The 16607-nt window shown below is 60.8% G+C and carries 21 protein-coding genes; 11 read left to right on the forward strand and 10 right to left on the reverse strand.

Features of this window, described 5'->3' with window-relative positions; genetic code table 11:
• Positions 1–25: 25 nt before the first annotated feature.
• Positions 26–454 (reverse strand): NINE protein, encoded by a 429-nt coding sequence (locus tag ACHPFG_RS29610; protein WP_027606088.1) that lies wholly within the window; start codon positions 452–454, stop codon positions 26–28.
• A 250-nt stretch (positions 455–704) separates the two neighbouring features.
• Here ACHPFG_RS29610 and ACHPFG_RS29615 point away from each other — a divergent pair, with 250 nt between their 5' ends.
• The gene (locus ACHPFG_RS29615) at positions 705–1343 is read left to right on the forward strand and encodes a C40 family peptidase (protein WP_431701161.1); all 639 of its coding nucleotides are present in this window, start codon (positions 705–707) and stop codon (positions 1341–1343) included.
• Positions 1344–1483: 140 nt separating this feature from the next.
• Here ACHPFG_RS29615 and ACHPFG_RS29620 read toward each other — a convergent pair whose 3' ends face one another.
• Positions 1484–2518 (reverse strand): type IV pilus twitching motility protein PilT, encoded by a 1035-nt coding sequence (locus ACHPFG_RS29620; protein WP_431701162.1) that lies wholly within the window; start codon positions 2516–2518, stop codon positions 1484–1486.
• A 57-nt stretch (positions 2519–2575) separates the two neighbouring features.
• On the opposite strand from ACHPFG_RS29620, the gene ACHPFG_RS29625 reads away from it, so the two are divergent.
• From ACHPFG_RS29625 to ACHPFG_RS29665, 9 genes are all read left to right on the forward strand, one after another.
• A complete protein-coding gene (locus ACHPFG_RS29625) occupies positions 2576–3262 on the forward strand; it encodes a YggS family pyridoxal phosphate-dependent enzyme (protein WP_131697504.1) in 687 nt (228 codons plus the stop codon).
• A gap of 33 nt (positions 3263–3295) precedes the next feature.
• Complete coding sequence (gene proC / locus ACHPFG_RS29630; protein WP_131697505.1) at positions 3296–4114, forward strand: pyrroline-5-carboxylate reductase; 819 nt, start codon at positions 3296–3298, stop codon at positions 4112–4114.
• A gap of 25 nt (positions 4115–4139) precedes the next feature.
• The gene (locus tag ACHPFG_RS29635; RefSeq protein ID WP_131697506.1) at positions 4140–4727 is read left to right on the forward strand and encodes a YggT family protein; all 588 of its coding nucleotides are present in this window, start codon (positions 4140–4142) and stop codon (positions 4725–4727) included.
• A 128-nt stretch (positions 4728–4855) separates the two neighbouring features.
• Complete coding sequence (metX, locus tag ACHPFG_RS29640; RefSeq protein WP_184745098.1) at positions 4856–5995, forward strand: homoserine O-succinyltransferase MetX; 1140 nt, start codon at positions 4856–4858, stop codon at positions 5993–5995.
• Positions 5996–6002: 7 nt separating this feature from the next.
• Positions 6003–6623, forward strand: coding sequence for a methionine biosynthesis protein MetW (metW, locus tag ACHPFG_RS29645; protein ID WP_017735309.1), 621 nt, complete (start codon positions 6003–6005; stop codon positions 6621–6623).
• 21 nt (positions 6624–6644) lie between these two features.
• Positions 6645–7079 carry a DUF4426 domain-containing protein gene (locus tag ACHPFG_RS29650; protein WP_027606095.1) on the forward strand — a complete coding sequence of 145 codons (435 nt, stop codon included), beginning with the start codon at positions 6645–6647 and terminating at the stop codon, positions 7077–7079.
• A complete protein-coding gene (gene rdgB / locus ACHPFG_RS29655; RefSeq protein WP_049711104.1) occupies positions 7076–7672 on the forward strand; it encodes an RdgB/HAM1 family non-canonical purine NTP pyrophosphatase in 597 nt (198 codons plus the stop codon). Before ACHPFG_RS29650 ends, rdgB begins: the two co-directional genes overlap by 4 nt.
• Before the next feature lie 59 nt (positions 7673–7731).
• Positions 7732–8871 (forward strand): radical SAM family heme chaperone HemW, encoded by a 1140-nt coding sequence (gene hemW, locus ACHPFG_RS29660; protein ID WP_431703532.1) that lies wholly within the window; start codon positions 7732–7734, stop codon positions 8869–8871.
• Positions 8872–8889: 18 nt separating this feature from the next.
• The gene (locus tag ACHPFG_RS29665; protein WP_010207241.1) at positions 8890–9213 is read left to right on the forward strand and encodes a DUF3392 domain-containing protein; all 324 of its coding nucleotides are present in this window, start codon (positions 8890–8892) and stop codon (positions 9211–9213) included.
• Between the two features lie 141 nt (positions 9214–9354).
• On the opposite strand, the gene trmB is transcribed toward ACHPFG_RS29665, so the two are convergent.
• The 4 genes from trmB to ACHPFG_RS29685 all read right to left on the reverse strand — a co-directional run bounded on the left by trmB (position 9355) and on the right by ACHPFG_RS29685 (position 11597).
• A complete protein-coding gene (trmB, locus tag ACHPFG_RS29670; RefSeq protein WP_131697509.1) occupies positions 9355–10080 on the reverse strand; it encodes a tRNA (guanosine(46)-N7)-methyltransferase TrmB in 726 nt (241 codons plus the stop codon).
• Between the two features lie 9 nt (positions 10081–10089).
• The gene (locus ACHPFG_RS29675; protein ID WP_431701163.1) at positions 10090–10884 is read right to left on the reverse strand and encodes a thiazole synthase; all 795 of its coding nucleotides are present in this window, start codon (positions 10882–10884) and stop codon (positions 10090–10092) included.
• 60 nt (positions 10885–10944) lie between these two features.
• On the reverse strand, positions 10945–11145 hold the full coding sequence (thiS, locus tag ACHPFG_RS29680) for a sulfur carrier protein ThiS (RefSeq protein WP_167656957.1): 201 nt from the start codon (positions 11143–11145) through the stop codon (positions 10945–10947).
• Positions 11146–11216: 71 nt separating this feature from the next.
• A complete protein-coding gene (locus tag ACHPFG_RS29685; protein WP_131697512.1) occupies positions 11217–11597 on the reverse strand; it encodes a DUF423 domain-containing protein in 381 nt (126 codons plus the stop codon).
• A 74-nt stretch (positions 11598–11671) separates the two neighbouring features.
• Here ACHPFG_RS29685 and mtgA point away from each other — a divergent pair, with 74 nt between their 5' ends.
• Positions 11672–12394 (forward strand): monofunctional biosynthetic peptidoglycan transglycosylase, encoded by a 723-nt coding sequence (gene mtgA / locus ACHPFG_RS29690; RefSeq protein WP_431701164.1) that lies wholly within the window; start codon positions 11672–11674, stop codon positions 12392–12394.
• Between the two features lie 44 nt (positions 12395–12438).
• Here the strand turns inward: mtgA and rpoH are convergent, their stop codons facing one another.
• From rpoH to ftsY, 4 genes are all read right to left on the reverse strand, one after another.
• Positions 12439–13293, reverse strand: a complete 855-nt coding sequence (gene rpoH / locus ACHPFG_RS29695; RefSeq protein ID WP_003176698.1) for an RNA polymerase sigma factor RpoH — start codon at positions 13291–13293, stop codon at positions 12439–12441.
• 129 nt (positions 13294–13422) lie between these two features.
• Complete coding sequence (ftsX, locus tag ACHPFG_RS29700; RefSeq protein ID WP_065923857.1) at positions 13423–14445, reverse strand: permease-like cell division protein FtsX; 1023 nt, start codon at positions 14443–14445, stop codon at positions 13423–13425.
• A complete protein-coding gene (gene ftsE, locus ACHPFG_RS29705) occupies positions 14442–15113 on the reverse strand; it encodes a cell division ATP-binding protein FtsE (RefSeq protein WP_003234627.1) in 672 nt (223 codons plus the stop codon). The genes ftsX and ftsE overlap by 4 nt, the downstream gene beginning before the upstream one ends.
• On the reverse strand, positions 15110–16552 hold the full coding sequence (ftsY, locus tag ACHPFG_RS29710) for a signal recognition particle-docking protein FtsY (RefSeq protein WP_431701165.1): 1443 nt from the start codon (positions 16550–16552) through the stop codon (positions 15110–15112). Before ftsY ends, ftsE begins: the two co-directional genes overlap by 4 nt.
• Positions 16553–16607 lie beyond the last annotated feature (55 nt).

The raw sequence follows: 16607 nt of genomic DNA on the forward strand, positions 1-16607 counted from the left end.
GCTCGCTCCTACAGTTCTTTATGATCTACCGGCCGCCATTGCGCTCGGCATTGCGGATCGAAACCTGGGTATTCAACGTCCAGAAGTCATACAGCACCCCCACCAGGAACAAACCACCGGTCAGCAGGTAGATCAGCCCGGTGATCCATTTGCCCTGGTACATGCGGTGCACGCCGAATACCCCCAGAAACGCCAACAGAATCCACGCGACGTTGTATTCGATAGGGCCAGCGGTAAAACGCAGGTCCGCTTCACGGTCCATGGCCGGGATCAGGAACAGATCGATCAGCCAGCCGATCCCAAGCAAACCCAGGGTGAAAAACCAGATCGTGCCGGTCACCGGCTTGCCGTAATAGAAGCGATGAGCCCCGGTAAACCCGAAAATCCAGAGCAGGTAACCGATCACCTTGCTGTGGGTGTCTTGCTGCGGACCAACCTGTTGATAGGTGTTCATGGAGTACCTCATTTGCTTCGATAGATAAATTTTTTCACTTTCTTTGTGACTTTTTTACAGGCGCCCGACGTACGGCAAATGGTATCTTCCCTCCCCTGAAAGCCTTATGCCACCTGACTTGTGTAGGACAATCGCGGCTAATCGTCGCGTTTTTCCTGAGTTTGACCCCAAGGTTCAGTCGACAAACGGCCTGAGAACGACACAAAAAGCTGTTATAAAGTTGCGCGCAAACCCATAAGAGCCACGCCTAATGCGACCATTTTTCAAGACATGGCTAACCATTTGCCTATTAATGCCACTGGCCGCCCACGCCACCAATCGTGAGCAACGACTTCCAAACGTCAACGGTTTCACCCCTAAAGTCCACAGCACGCCAAGCACCGCCAAATCGGCAAAGCCGACCGTCAGCCGCCCGACTCAACTGAGCAAGGCCCACGGTAAGGCAGTTCCAGGCCTGATGGCAGTCAACACCAAGCAGAGCAGCACCGTCCTCAGCCGCGCCGTAAACGTGCTGGGTACTCCTTATCGTTGGGGCGGCAGCAGCCCAAGTAAAGGGTTCGACTGCAGTGGCCTGGTGAAATATGCGTTTAACGACGTAGCCGCCGTGGATCTGCCGCGCACCTCCAACGCCATGGCCGCCGGCCATGGGCAGAAGGTTGATCGCAAGGACCTGAAACCGGGTGACCTGTTGTTCTTCAAACTGAAGAGCCGCCAGGTGAACCACGTTGCCATTTACCTGGGCAACGACCGCTTTATCCACGCACCACGTCGTGGCAAGTCGGTCAGTATCGACACGCTGAAAAAGCCGTTCTGGGACAAGAACTACGTGATTGCCAAGCGGGTTCTGCCGAAAGAGCAGAACAGCAACCTGCGGATCGTGCAACGCTGATCTTCAGCTGAAATGCAGCAGTAAATATGGGAGGGGGCTTGCTCCCGATAGCGGTGGATCAGTCAGCTTATCTGTACCTGACCCACTGCTATCGGGGGCAAGCCCCCTCCCACATTAAGACGTGCTTATATCTCCCGATCTTATATATCCCCAGGCACCCTCGCCTTCTCCCGTGCCTCTTCCCGACTGATCACGCCTTCCGTGACCAACGCCTTCAAGCTCATATCCAACGTCTTCATGCCCAGCGCACCGCCGGTCTGAATCGCCGAGACTATCTGCGCCACCTTGTCCTCGCGGATCAAATTTCGAATGGCTTGCGTGCCCAGCATGATTTCATGGGCCGCCACCCGCCCGCCGCCAACCTTCTTGACCAGTACCTGAGACACCACCGCCTGCAACGACTCCGACAGCATCGAGCGGACCATGGCCTTTTCCCCCGCAGGGAACACGTCCACTAGCCTGTCCACGGTCTTTGCCGCCGAGGTGGTGTGCAGGGTGCCAAATACCAGATGTCCGGTCTCAGCGGCCGTCAGGGCCAGGCGGATGGTTTCCAGGTCGCGCAGTTCGCCCACCAGGATCACGTCAGGGTCTTCGCGCAGCGCCGAACGCAAGGCCAGCGAGAAACTATGGGTATCTCGATGCACCTGCCGCTGGTTGATCAGGGCGATTTTCGGCGTGTGGATAAATTCGATGGGGTCTTCCAGCGTGAGGATGTGCTGGCGCCGATGTTGATTGAGGTAATCGATCATCGCCGCCAGGGTAGTGGACTTGCCGGAGCCGGTAGGGCCCGTCACCAGCACCAGGCCGCGCGGAAGCAGGGCGATACGTCGGAACACCTCCCCCAGGCCGAGGTTTTCCAGGCTCTGGACCTCGGCCGGGATGGTGCGAAACACCGCACCCATGCCGCGATCCTGCTGGAACACATTCGCCCGGAACCGTGCCACGCCTGGCAGCTCGAAGGCAAAATCCGTTTCAAGAGATGTTTCGAAATCCTTTTGTTGGTAGCGGTTGAGCAGCGGGCTCAATAAATCCGCCACTTGCGGGGGTGAAAGCACCGGCCAATCCAACGGCCAGACCTCACCGTCAATGCGCAGCATGGGTGCCACACCGGCCGACAAATGCAGGTCGGAGGCGCCGCGACGCACGCCGGCCACCAGTAATTCAGTGATATCCATAGGGCTTTCCATTTCCAGTAGAATGCCGCGGACTCCATATCCACGGGCGCATCTTGAATGTCGACGATAGCAGACAATATCGGCCAGGTTAGCCAGCGCATCCGCGCCGCAGCCGACGCCGTGCAACGTGACGCACACAGCATCCACCTGCTGGCCGTGAGCAAGACCAAACCCGCCCAAGCCCTGCGCGAAGCCTATGCCGCCGGGATGCGTGATTTTGGCGAAAACTACCTGCAGGAAGCCCTGGGCAAACAGGCCGAATTAACCGACCTGCCCTTGAGTTGGCACTTCATCGGCCCCATTCAATCGAACAAGACTCGTGCCATCGCCGAGCACTTCGCTTGGGTGCATTCCGTGGACCGCCTCAAAATTGCACAACGCCTGTCCGAGCAACGCCCGGCCGACCTGCCACCGCTGAATATCTGCATCCAGGTCAATGTCAGTGGCGAAGCCAGCAAGTCCGGCTGCACACCCGCCGACCTGCCGGCCCTGGCCAATGCCATCAGCGCCCTGCCGCGCCTGAAGCTGCGGGGCTTGATGGCCATTCCCGAGCCGACGGAAGACCGGGCCGAGCAAGATGCAGCGTTCGCCCGCGTGCGCGACCTGCAAAACAGCCTGAACCTGCCGCTCGACACTCTTTCCATGGGCATGAGCCACGACCTTGAGTCGGCCATCGCCCAAGGCGCCACCTGGGTGCGGATCGGTACCGCCCTGTTTGGCGCCCGCGACTACGGCCAGCCATGAAATGGCTGACATCCATCTAAGTAAGGACCTGTCATGAGCAACACGCGTATTGCCTTTATCGGCGCCGGCAACATGGCGGCCAGCCTGATCGGTGGCCTGCGGGCCAAGGGCCTGGACGCCGCGCAGATCCGCGCCAGCGACCCGGGCGCCGAGACCCGTGCCCGCGTCAGCACCGAGCACGGTATCGAAACCTTCGCCGATAACGCCGAAGCCATACAAGGTGTCGATGTGATCGTGCTGGCGGTCAAGCCACAGGCCATGAAGGCTGTGTGCGAAAGCCTGCGCCCAAGCCTGCAGCCGCACCAACTGGTGGTGTCGATCGCCGCCGGCATCACCTGCGCCAGCATGAACAACTGGCTCGGTGCCCAGCCGATCGTACGCTGCATGCCCAACACCCCGGCGCTGCTGCGCCAGGGCGTGAGCGGTTTGTATGCCACCCACGAGGTGACAGCCGAACAGCGTGCCCAGGCCCTGGAACTGCTGTCCGCCGTGGGCATCGCCCTGTGGCTGGAGCAGGAGCAACAACTGGACGCGGTCACCGCCGTCTCGGGCAGTGGCCCGGCTTACTTCTTCCTGCTGATCGAAGCCATGACCGCCGCCGGCGTAAAACTGGGCCTGCCACAGCAAGTCGCTGAGCAACTGGCCGAGCAAACCGCCCTGGGCGCCGCGAAAATGGCCGTCTCCAGTGAGGTGGACGCTGCCGAGTTGCGCCGTCGCGTCACCTCCCCGGGCGGCACCACGCAGGCTGCCATCGAATCATTCCAGGCCGGGGGCTTTGAAGCCCTGGTGGAAAAAGCACTGGGTGCCGCAGCACATCGTTCGGCTGAAATGGCCGAGCAGCTGGGCAAATAGTCGTACCCCTACGAAGGAATAAATGATGCTTGGACTCAATGACGCCGTCATCTTCATCATCCAGACCTTGGGCAGCCTGTACCTGCTGATCGTGCTGATGCGTTTTATCCTGCAATTGGTGCGGGCAAACTTCTACAACCCGCTGTGCCAATTCGTGGTGAAGGCCACGCAACCGCTGCTCAAGCCCCTGCGTCGGGTGGTCCCGAGCATGTTCGGCCTGGACATGTCGTCGCTGGTACTGGCATTGCTGCTGCAGATTCTGCTGTTCGCGCTGGTCCTGATGCTCAAAGGCTACCTGCCTTACACTGTGCTGCTGTTGCCATGGGCACTGATCGGGCTCTTCTCGTTGTTTTTGAAGATCATCTTCTGGTCGATGATCATCAGCGTGATCCTGTCCTGGGTCGCACCGGGTAGCCGTAGCCCAGGTGCCGAGCTGGTGTCTCAGATCACCGAGCCGGTGCTCGCGCCGTTCCGTCGCTGGGTCCCCAACCTCGGCGGCCTGGATATTTCGCCGATCTTCGCGTTTATCGCGATCCAGCTGATACAAGGCTGGGGAATCCCGTACCTGGCTGACTTCGCGAACATGCCCAAGTTACTGTTCGGGCTGATCTGACAGGCGGAGCAAATGCAGGGGGGGGGTGGTGCGACGATTCGACCTGCTCCCTCCCACATTTGGCCTTTGCTTGCCGCTGGGTGCATCGGTCTTTAGACTTACGCCTCATTTAAACGAGAGCAGGGTCGATGCCAACTGCCTTTCCCCCCGATTCTGTTGGACTGGTCGTGCCCCAAGTGGCGCACTTCAGCGAACCGCTGGCCTTGGCCTGTGGTCGTTCGCTGCCTGCCTATGACCTGATTTATGAAACCTACGGCCAACTGAACGCCACGGCGAGCAACGCCGTGCTGATCTGCCACGCCCTCTCCGGCCATCATCACGCCGCTGGTTTCCACAGCGTTGACGAGCGCAAGCCCGGTTGGTGGGACAGTTGCATCGGCCCCGGCAAGCCCATCGACACCAATAAGTTCTTTGTGGTCAGCCTGAATAACCTAGGTGGCTGCAACGGCTCCACCGGCCCCAGCAGCCTCAACCCGGAAACCGGCAGGCCATTCGGCGCCGACTTCCCGGTACTCACCGTGGAAGACTGGGTGCACAGCCAGGCACGCCTCGCCGACCTGTTGGGCATCCAGCAATGGGCCGCCGTGATCGGCGGCAGCCTGGGCGGCATGCAGGCCCTGCAATGGACCATCACCTACCCGGATCGCGTGCGCCATTGCCTGGCCATCGCCTCGGCCCCCAAATTGTCGGCGCAGAACATCGCCTTCAACGAAGTGGCGCGCCAGGCCATCCTCACCGATCCCGAGTTCCACGGCGGTTCGTTCCAGGAAGCCGGTGTGATCCCCAAGCGCGGCTTGATGCTGGCACGGATGGTCGGGCACATCACCTACCTGTCCGATGACTCCATGGGCGAGAAATTCGGCCGTGGCCTCAAGAGCGAGAAGCTCAACTACGACTTCCACAGCGTCGAGTTCCAGGTGGAAAGCTACCTGCGTTATCAGGGCGAGGAGTTCTCGGGGCGTTTCGACGCCAACACCTACCTGCTGATGACCAAGGCCCTGGACTACTTCGACCCGGCAGCCAACCATGACGACGACCTGGCGAAAACATTCGAGGGCGCCACGGCCAAGTTCTGCGTCATGTCGTTTACCACCGATTGGCGCTTCTCGCCGGCCCGCTCCCGAGAGCTGGTGGATGCCTTGATGGCTGCAAAAAAAGACGTCTGCTACCTGGAGATCGACGCTCCGCAAGGCCATGACGCCTTCCTGATCCCGATCCCGCGTTACCTGCAAGCGTTCAGCAACTACATGAACCGAATTACTTTGTGAGAACGCCATGAGAGCCGACCTGGACATCATCCAAGACTGGATCCCCGCCGGCAGCCGCGTGCTTGACCTGGGCTGCGGCGATGGCGAACTGCTGAGCTGGCTGCGGGACAACAAGCAAGTCACCGGCTATGGCCTGGAAAACGATCCGGACAATATCGCCCAGTGCGTGGCCAAGGGCATCAACGTGATCGAACAGGACCTGGACAAGGGCCTGGGCAACTTTGCCAGCAACAGTTTCGACATCGTGGTGATGACCCAGGCCCTGCAAGCGGTGCACTACCCGGACCGCATTCTCGACGAAATGCTGCGCGTGGGCCGCCAGTGCATCATCACCTTCCCCAACTTCGGGCACTGGCGCTGCCGCTGGTACCTGGCGACCAAGGGGCGTATGCCGGTCTCGGATTTCCTGCCGTACACCTGGTACAACACGCCGAACATCCACTTCTGTACTTTCGAAGACTTCGAAGCCCTGTGTGGCGAGCGTGAAGCCAAGGTGATCAACCGCCTGGCCGTCGATCAACAGCACCGTCACGGCTGGGCAAGTAAGCTATGGCCCAATCTGTTGGGCGAAATTGGTATCTACCGGGTCAGCAGCCCTGGCCTGACGGATCACAAGATTGCCGTCTAATCATTTTCAAGAGGGACGATCATGAGTCGCTTGGCCATTTTTCTACTGACTGCATGCCTGGGCGCCAGCGCCATGGCGGCGGACACTATCGACGCTAATCGCAAGAAAGACTTCGGTGATATCACCGTTCATTACAACACCTTCACCTCCAGCTTCCTGCAGCCGGAAACCGCCCAGAAAGTTGGCGTGGTGCGCAGCAAGGAGAAAGGCTTGATCAATGTGACCGTGATCAAGGGCGTAACCCCGGTGGCAGCTCAGGTGACAGGCACCATCAAGGACCTGGGCGGCAAGAGCGAGATTCTGACGTTCAAGCAAATCGACGAGAAAGGCGGGATTAATTACCTCGCGCCGTACTCTGTGACACAGCGGGAATACAAGACGTTTACCATCAATGTTGAAACCGGCGGCAAAGCCCATAGCTTCCAATTCAACCAGGAACTGTTTCCGGCGGAATGATGAACCTTACTCAACTCGTACTGGCCAGCCATAACGCCGGCAAGCTCAAAGAACTCCAGGCCATGCTCGGCGACTCCGTGCAGTTGCGCTCGATCGGCGAGTTCAGCCAGGTGGAGCCGGAAGAGACCGGCCTGTCGTTCGTCGAGAACGCCATCCTCAAAGCGCGCAATGCCGCACGCATCTCGGGCCTTCCGGCGCTGGCCGATGACTCTGGCCTGGCGGTGGACTTCCTCGGCGGCGCGCCGGGCATCTACTCGGCGCGTTATGCCGATGGCAAGGGCGACGCGGCCAACAATGCCAAGCTGCTGGACGCCCTCAAGGACGTGCCGGACGCGATGCGTGGCGCGCAGTTCGTCTGCGTGCTGGCCTTGGTGCGACATGCCGATGACCCGCTGCCGATCCTCTGCGAAGGCCTGTGGCACGGGCGCATCCTGCATGCGGCCAGTGGCGAGCACGGTTTTGGTTATGACCCGCTGTTCTGGGTGCCGGAACGCAATGTTTCCAGCGCTGAATTGAGCCCGGCCGACAAGAACCAGATCAGCCACCGCGCCCGCGCAATGGATTTGCTGCGCCAACGCCTGAGCTTGAAATGACCCGGAACACCTCCGCGCAGCCGCTGATCCACGGTGGCGCGCAAACACCACGGGCGGCCATGCCGGTGCTGCCTCCCCTGGCGCTGTATATCCACATTCCGTGGTGCGTGCGCAAATGCCCTTACTGCGACTTCAACTCCCACACCGCCAGCAAAGTGCTGCCGGAAGAAGAGTATGTCGACGCCTTGCTGGCCGACCTCGATCAGGACCTGCACGCGGTGTATGGGCGCGAACTGAGTTCGATCTTCTTCGGCGGCGGCACGCCAAGCCTGTTCAGCGCTGCGGCGCTGGGCCGATTGCTCAAAGGCGTGGAAGCACGCATCCCGTTTGCCGGCGACATCGAGATCACCCTGGAAGCCAACCCCGGTACTTTCGAGCAAGAAAAGTTCGTCGCTTACCGCACGCTGGGGATCAATCGGCTGTCCATCGGTATCCAGAGCTTCCAGCAGGAAAAGCTCGAGGCCCTGGGTCGCATCCACAACGGCGACGAAGCCGTACGCGCCGCCGGGATGGCACGCCAGGCCGGGTTCGATAACTTCAACCTGGACCTGATGCACGGTTTGCCCGATCAGTCCCTGGAGGACGCGTTGAGCGACCTGCGCCAGGCCATCGCACTGAAGCCGACGCACCTGTCCTGGTACCAGTTAACCCTGGAACCCAACACTGTGTTCTGGAACCAGCCACCGGCGCTGCCGGAAGACGACACCCTGTGGGACATCCAGGAAGCTGGCCAGGCGCTGCTGGCCGAACACGGTTACGCACAATATGAAGTGTCGGCCTACGCCCAACCCGGGCACCCGGCGCGACATAACCTCAACTACTGGAGCTTTGGCGACTTTATCGGCATCGGCGCCGGCGCCCACGGCAAGCTCAGCCACCCCGACGGGCGGATTGTGCGCACCTGGAAGACCCGCGCACCGAAGGACTACCTCAACCCGGCCAAAAGCTTCCAGGCCGGGGCGAAGGAGCTGACCAACGAAGAGCTGCCGTTCGAGTTCCTGATGAACGCCCTGCGCCTCACCGAGGGCGTCGACGCCACGCTCTACGCCGAACGCACCGGCCTCGACCTGGCGAGCCTTGACGAGGCGCGGCGCGAGGCAGAACAAAGTGGCTTAATGCAGGTCGAACCGTCACGCCTGGCGGCCACTGATCGCGGGCAACTCTTTCTCAATGACCTGTTGCAGAAGTTTTTGAGCTGATCGCTCTAAGGAAATCGAATGGATTTGGTACTCGACCTGCTCGCCACCGTATCCCGCTGGAGCCGCAGCAACCTGTCGGAAATCTCCCTGGCCCTTGTGGGCTGTTTGCTGGTGCTGTTTGGCGCCGACATCAAGGGCTGGGTCGAAGCACGCCTGGGCAGCGTTGCCGGCGCGTTGCGCGTACCGTTGATGGCCCTGCTGTGCATGATCGGCAGCGGTGCGGCGCTGATCTACGCCACGCCGTGGATTGTGCGTGGGTTGAGCCAGTTCAATAACTACAGCCTGGCGCCGGTGCTGGTGGTGGTGCTGGTGTTGATTGGCGTCGTCGCCGATCGCCGCTGACCTCAAATCCAACACAAAACAACTGTGGGAGGGGGCTTGCCCCCCGATAGCTGAGGGTCAGTCGACATCAAAGTGACTGATACACCGCTATCGGGGGCAAGCCCCCTCCCACATTGAATTGCATTTCAAGTCAGTGGCGAGTTACGCCAGCTTCTCGAACTTCAAATCCCAAACCCCATGCCCGAGTCGCTCGCCACGACGCTCGAACTTGGTGATCGGGCGTTCGGCCGGGCGTGGTACGCATTTGCCGTCTTCCGCCAGGTTGCGGTAGCCAGGGGCAACGTCCATCACTTCCAGCATGTATTCGGCGTACGGTTCCCAGTCGGTGGCCATGTGCAGGATACCGCCGACTTTCAGCTTGCTGCGCACCAGCTCCGCAAAGGAGGCCTGGACGATGCGGCGCTTGTGGTGACGGCTCTTGTGCCATGGATCGGGGAAAAACAGCATCAGGCGGTCGAGGCTGTTGTCGGCGATGCAGCGGTTGAGCACTTCGATCGCGTCGCAGTCATAAACCCGCAGGTTGGTCAGGCCTTGAGTCAGAACACCGTTGAGCAGCGCGCCGACACCCGGGCGGTGGACTTCCACGCCGATAAAATCCTGTTCCGGCGAGGCCGCCGCCATTTCCAGCAGGGAGTGCCCCATGCCAAAACCGATTTCCAGGGACCGCGGGGCCGAACGACCAAACACCTGGTCATAGTCCACCGGGGCGTCGGCCAGGGGCAGGACGAACAGCGGCGTACCTTGCTCCAGGCCTTTTTGCTGGCCTTCGGTCATGCGGCCGGCGCGCATCACAAAACTCTTGATGCGGCGGTGCTTGGACTCGTCGCCTTCTTCCACGGTGTTCGGCGTTTCGTTTGATTCAGTCATCAATGGCTCTTACTTGATCAGACCATCCAGCGGCGAAGAGGCGCTGGCGTATAGTTTTTTCGGCATGCGCCCGGCGAGGTAGGCCAGGCGGCCGGCGACGATGGCGTGTTTCATGGCTTCGGCCATCATGATCGGTTGCTGGGCGTGGGCGATGGCCGAGTTCATCAGCACCGCGTCGCAGCCCAGTTCCATGGCGATGGTGGCGTCGGAAGCGGTACCGACACCGGCGTCCACCAGTACCGGGATCCTGGCTTCTTCGAGGATGATCTGCAGGTTGTACGGATTGCAGATGCCCAGCCCGGAACCGATCAGGCCGGCCAGCGGCATCACGGCGATACAGCCGATTTCGGCAAGCTGGCGGGCGATGATCGGGTCATCGCTGGTGTAGACCATCACGTCGAAACCTTCCTTGACCAGGGTTTCAGCGGCCTTGAGGGTTTCGATCACGTTGGGGAACAGGGTTTTCTGGTCGGCCAGCACTTCCAGCTTCACCAGGTTGTGGCCGTCGAGCAGTTCACGGGCCAGGCGGCAGGTGCGCACGGCTTCGACGGCGTCGTAGCAACCGGCGGTGTTCGGCAGGAAAGTGTAGCGATCCGGCGACAGCACTTCGAGCAGGTTCGGCTCGCCTTCGATCTGGCCGAGGTTGGTGCGGCGCACGGCGAAGGTCACGATCTCGGCGCCCGAGGCTTCGATTGCCTGGCGGGTTTCTTCCATGTCGCGGTACTTGCCGGTGCCGACCAGCAGGCGGGACTGGTAGGTACGACCGGCCAGGACGAAGGGCTTGTCGCTACGAACGATGCTCATGGGAAATCCTCGAAATGGGGTGAGGTTCTGCAGAATCCGGGGCTACATAAACGTGCGGGACTAGCCGCCGCCGATGGCGTGAACCACTTCGACCTGGTCACCGTCGGTGAGCGCGGTCTCGGCATGCAGGCTACGCGGGACGATATCCAGGTTGAGTTCCACTGCGACGCGACGCCCGGTCAGGTCCAGGCGGGTCAGCAGGGCCGCAACGGTTTCACCGTCGGGCAGTTCAAGGGATTCGCCGTTCAACTGAATGCGCATGCCACGGGCCGCCATCGATTTTAGGGGCCAGCATTCTAGCTCGATTGGGACCTGAAGGTCAGCTCCAAGCGTCAAGCGGTCAGCTGCAAGCGCCAGGCAGCCAAGCCCAGGAAGAACCAACCCAGCAGGAACGCCAATCCGCCGAAGGGAGTGATGATGCCGAGTTTGCTGATCCCCGTGGTGGTCAGCACGTACAGGCTGCCGGAGAACAGCAGGATACCGACGACAAAGGACACGCCCGCCCACGTCACCAGGCGCCCCGGAATATGCGCCAGCAGCAGCGCTACGCCGAACAGCGCCAGGGTGTGCACCAACTGATAGGTCACGCCGGTGTGAAAGATCGCCAGGTACTCGGCGCTCAGGCGGCTTTTCAGGCCATGGGCGGCGAACGCACCGAGGGCGACACCGGTGAAGCCGAAAAAGGCAGCCAGCATCAGAAAGCTACGCAGCATGAGGAACTCCAGTCAGACTCATTGGGCAGGGTCTGTATAATGGCCCGCTCAACGGGTTCGGCCAAGCCATCTCTATGCTGCGTGTCCTCTTCAAACGCTTTCTCACCGTCGTGAAATGGTTCGCCATTGGCAGTGTTCTGCTGGTGCTGCTGTTCCGTGTCGTCCCGCCGCCCTTCACCGCATTGATGGTGGAGCGCAAGGTCGAATCCTGGTTCGACGGCGAACCCATTGACCTGCAACGCACCTGGGTGCCGTGGGAAGAAATCTCCGACGACCTGAAAGTGGCGGTGATGGCCGGTGAAGACCAGCGCTTCCCGCAGCATTGGGGCTTTGATTTCGGTGCGATCCAGGCAGCACTCCTGCACAACGAACGCGGCGGTTCGATCCGTGGCGCGAGTACGCTGAGCCAGCAGGTGTCGAAAAACCTGTTCCTGTGGGCGGGTCGCAGTTATTTGCGCAAAGGCCTGGAGGCCTGGTTTACCGGGCTGATCGAGGTGTTTTGGCCCAAGCAGCGGATTCTTGAGGTGTACCTCAACAGCGTGGAATGGGATGAAGGCGTGTTTGGCGCACAAGCGGCGGCGCGACATCACTTTGGCGTGAGTGCCAAGGGATTGTCCCGGCAACAGGCCAGCTATCTGGCGGCGGTGTTGCCTAATCCACGGGTGTGGAGTGCCAGTCATCCGACCGCGTATGTGGCGCGGCGAGCGGCGTGGATTCGCCAGCAGATGAGCCAGCTGGGTGGGGATGGTTATCTGGCGGAACTGAACAACTCTCGCAAAGCGCCTTGGTCCGACTGATACAACAAACAAATGTGGGAGGGGCTTGCGCCCCTCCCACACTTTTAAGCAGCGATGGACAGTTTCAGCTTGTTCATCGCGCTCTTTTCAAGCTGACGAATCCGCTCGGCCGACACGTTGTACTTCTGTGCCAGGTCGTGCAGCGTGGCTTTTTCTTCCGCCAGCCAGCGCTGGTAGAGGATGTCACGGCTGCGGTCGTCCAGCACTTCCAGCGCTTCGTGCAGGTTGTGGTTGGAGTTGTCGCTCCAGTCGGCATCTTCCAGTTGACGCGCCGGGTCGTACCGGTGGTCTTCCAGGTAGTTGGCCGGCGATTGGAAGGCGCTGTCGTCGTCCGCTTCGGCGGCCGGGTCGAAGGCCATGTCATGGCCGGTCAGGCGGCTTTCCATTTCGCGCACTTCACGGGGCTCCACGCCGAGGCTTTCGGCCACGCGGTGGACTTCCTCGTTGTTCAGCCACGCCAGGCGTTTTTTCTGGCTGCGCAGGTTGAAGAACAGCTTGCGCTGGGCCTTGGTGGTCGCGACTTTCACGATGCGCCAGTTGCGCAGGATGAACTCGTGGATTTCCGCCTTGATCCAGTGCACGGCAAACGACACCAGGCGCACGCCCATCTCAGGGTTGAAGCGCTTTACAGCCTTCATCAGGCCGACGTTGCCTTCCTGGATCAGGTCAGCCTGGGCCAGCCCGTAGCCGCTATAGCTACGGGCGATATGTACGACAAAACGCAGGTGGGCGAGCACCATCTGCCGAGCCGCCCCCAAATCCTGCTCATAGTAGAGACTCTCGGCCAGTTCACGCTCCTGCTCGGGGGTCAGCAATGGAATGCTGTTGACCGTGTGCACATAGGCTTCCAGGTTCGCACCCGGGACCAAGGCATAAGCAGGTTGCAAAGAAGTGGTCATACGAAAAAACCTCCGACTCACATAACTCGTGCAGTTCAGCACTGCGAAAATTGACCGGGAACCGTAGGACAAGTTCCCTAAACCACTGATACGGTCAATACAAACGAAACCACATTAATCTGACATTAACTACTTCGGTGCCAGCTCACGTAAATGCCGTGCGACCGCAATCCAGGCACCGATATAACCCAACAATACCGCGCCAAGCAAGAGCGACAGACCATCGGCCACCGGTACCCCGGCCAAGGCAAAATCACTGCCATACAAGCCGGCAAGCCCAACGACTGCGTCGTTCAGCCAGTTCAGGCCGAACGCCAGCACGCCCCAGGACAAAATCCCCGCACCCAGGCCATAAAGCGCGCCCATGTACAGAAAAGGCCGACGCACATAGCTGTCCGTGCCGCCGACCAGTTTAATCACTTCTATCTCGGTGCGACGGTTTTCAATATGAAGACGAATGGTATTACCTATCACCAAAAGTAATGCAGACACCAACAGCACCGTCAGGCCGAACACAAAGCGGTCGCCCAGCTTGAGGATCGCCGCCAGGCGCTCTACCCAGACTAGATCAAGTTGCGCCTGTTGCACCTTGGGCATCTCTGCGAGTTTTTGTCGCAGGGCTTCAAGGCCCGCCTTGTCGACTTCATTCGGCGTCACCAGGACCACACCCGGCAACGGGTTCTGCGGCAGCTCCTTAAGCGCCTCGCCCAGGCCGGACTGTTGCTGGAACTCCTCAAGGGCCTGGTCGCGACTGACGTACTCGGCGTCCGCGACGCCCGGCATGTTCTTGATATCGTCCCGTAGCGCTTCGCCTTCCTTGGTACTGGCATCCAGGTTCAGGTACAGCGAAATCTGCGCCGCACGCTGCCAGGAGCCACCCAGGCGCTCGACATTATTAAGCAGCAACGACAAGCCCATCGGCAGGCTCAGGGCCACGGCCATCACCAGGCAGGTAAAAAAGCTGCCGATCGGCTGCTTGCCCAGGCGACGCAGGCTGTCCAGCAGGCTGGCGCGATGGCTTTCGATCCAGGCGCGCAGCAGGGTGCTGAAGTCCGGGCCGTCATCGTCGTCGTGTTTTTTCTTTTTCGGTTGCGGATCGGCCGGTTTCGGCGCCACGCGCTCGGAAACCTTGGGGCTACGTGTCGCACTCATACGCCAGCCTCCCCGTCACCGATCAGGCGACCGCGTTGCAGGGTCAGCATGCGGTGGCGCATACGTGCGATCAGCGCCAGGTCGTGGCTGGCGATCAGTACGCTGGTACCCAGACGGTTGATGTCTTCGAACACACCCATGATCTCGGCCGCCAGGCGCGGGTCGAGGTTACCGGTGGGTTCGTCCGCCAGCAGCAAGGCCGGACGGTGAACGATCGCGCGGGCAATGCCGACGCGCTGTTGCTGGCCGGTGGACAGGTCGCCGGGGTAGAGGTCGGTCTTGTCCGACAGCGCCACGCGCTCCAGGGCCGAATCCACGCGCTTTACGATTTCGGCCTTGGACAATCCAAGAATCTGCAACGGCAAGGCAACGTTGTTGAACACCGTACGATCGAACAGCAACTGGTGATTCTGGAACACCACGCCGATCTGCCGGCGCAGGAACGGGATCTGCGCATTACTGATGGTGGCCAGGTCCTGGCCCGCCAGCAGCAATTTGCCGGTGGTTGGGCGCTCCATGGCCAGCAACAAGCGCAACAGCGTACTTTTGCCGGCCCCCGAGTGACCGGTGACAAACAAGAACTCGCCGCGACGCACTCGAAAGCTCAGCTCATGCAAGCCGACATGCCCGTTGGCATAGCGTTTACCGACCTGTTCGAATCGAATCATGAACGCTCCCGCTCGGCAAACAGTGCCTGTACAAAGGGTTCGGCTTCAAAGGTGCGCAGGTCGTCGATGCCTTCACCGACGCCGATGTAACGAATCGGCAACCCGAACTGCTTGGCCAGGGCGAAGATCACGCCGCCTTTGGCCGTGCCGTCGAGCTTAGTCAACGCCAGGCCGGTCAGTTGGACCGTCTGGTTGAATTGTTTGGCCTGGCTGATGGCGTTCTGGCCAGTACCGGCGTCCAGCACCAGCAGCACTTCGTGCGGGGCGTCTGCGTCGAGCTTGCCGATCACGCGGCGGACTTTCTTCAGCTCTTCCATCAGGTTGTCTTTGGTGTGCAGGCGACCGGCGGTATCCGCAATCAGCACGTCGATGTTACGAGCCTTGGCGGCTTGCACGGCGTCGAAGATCACCGAGGCGGAATCGGCACCGGTGTGCTGGGCGATGACCGGGATCTTGTTGCGCTCACCCCAGACCTGCAATTGCTCGACGGCAGCGGCGCGGAAGGTGTCGCCGGCGGCGAGCATGACTTTCTTGCCTTCCGACTGCAGCTTCTTGGCCAGTTTGCCGATGGTGGTGGTCTTGCCGGCGCCGTTGACGCCCACGACCAGGATCACGAACGGCTTGTTCGGGGTGATCACCAGTGGCGCTTCCACGGGTTTGAGCATCGCCGCCAGCTCGGCCTGCAAGGATTTGTAGAGGGCGTCGGCATCGGTCAACTGCTTGCGCGCGACCTTCTGGGTCAAGCTCTGGATGATCACGGCGGTGGCTTCGACGCCCACGTCGGCGGTCAGCAGGCGGGTTTCGATGTCTTCCAGCAGTTCGTCGTCAATCACCTTTTTGCCGAGGAACAGGCTGGCCATGCCTTCGCCGATGCTGGCGCTGGTCTTGCTCAGGCCTTGCTTGAGGCGAGCGAAGAAGCCGGTCTTGCTGGTTTCGACAGGAGCGACGGGCGCGGGCTCGACGGGCGATTCGATAACGGCGGGAGCGGCAACCACGACGGGAGCCGGCTCAACCACTGGCGCGACAACCGCAACGGGTGCCGGCTCGATCACAGCTACAGGCGCAGGCTCTTCGATCACGACAGGAACCGGCTCGATAACCACCGGAATCGGCGGCGTCACATGCTCGGCCTGCACGTCGTCAACCAGCGCCACGGGCTCTTCGGCCACCGGCAGTTCCGGCCACGGCTTATGCTCGGGCTCAGGTTCCGGCACCACTTCGGCCACCGGCTGCAACACCGGCTCAGCCATCGGCAAAACGACCGGCGCCGGCGCTTCGACTACCGGTTCGGCTTCTACTATAGGCTCGTGGATCGGCTCAGCTTGAACCTGTGGCTGTTCAGCGACGGTTTCCTGCGGCTTTTTGCGCAGCCATCCGAACAGGCCTTTCTTCTCGCCAGCCGCAGCTGGGGTCTTCTTGTCGTCGTTGGAACCAAACATGGAGACGGCTATCTCAAGGTAGCGACGCGCCAAGGGGCACATCGGTAAATAAAAT

Source organism: Pseudomonas sp. BR20 (assembly GCF_050780135.1).
Lineage (GTDB): Bacteria > Pseudomonadota > Gammaproteobacteria > Pseudomonadales > Pseudomonadaceae > Aquipseudomonas.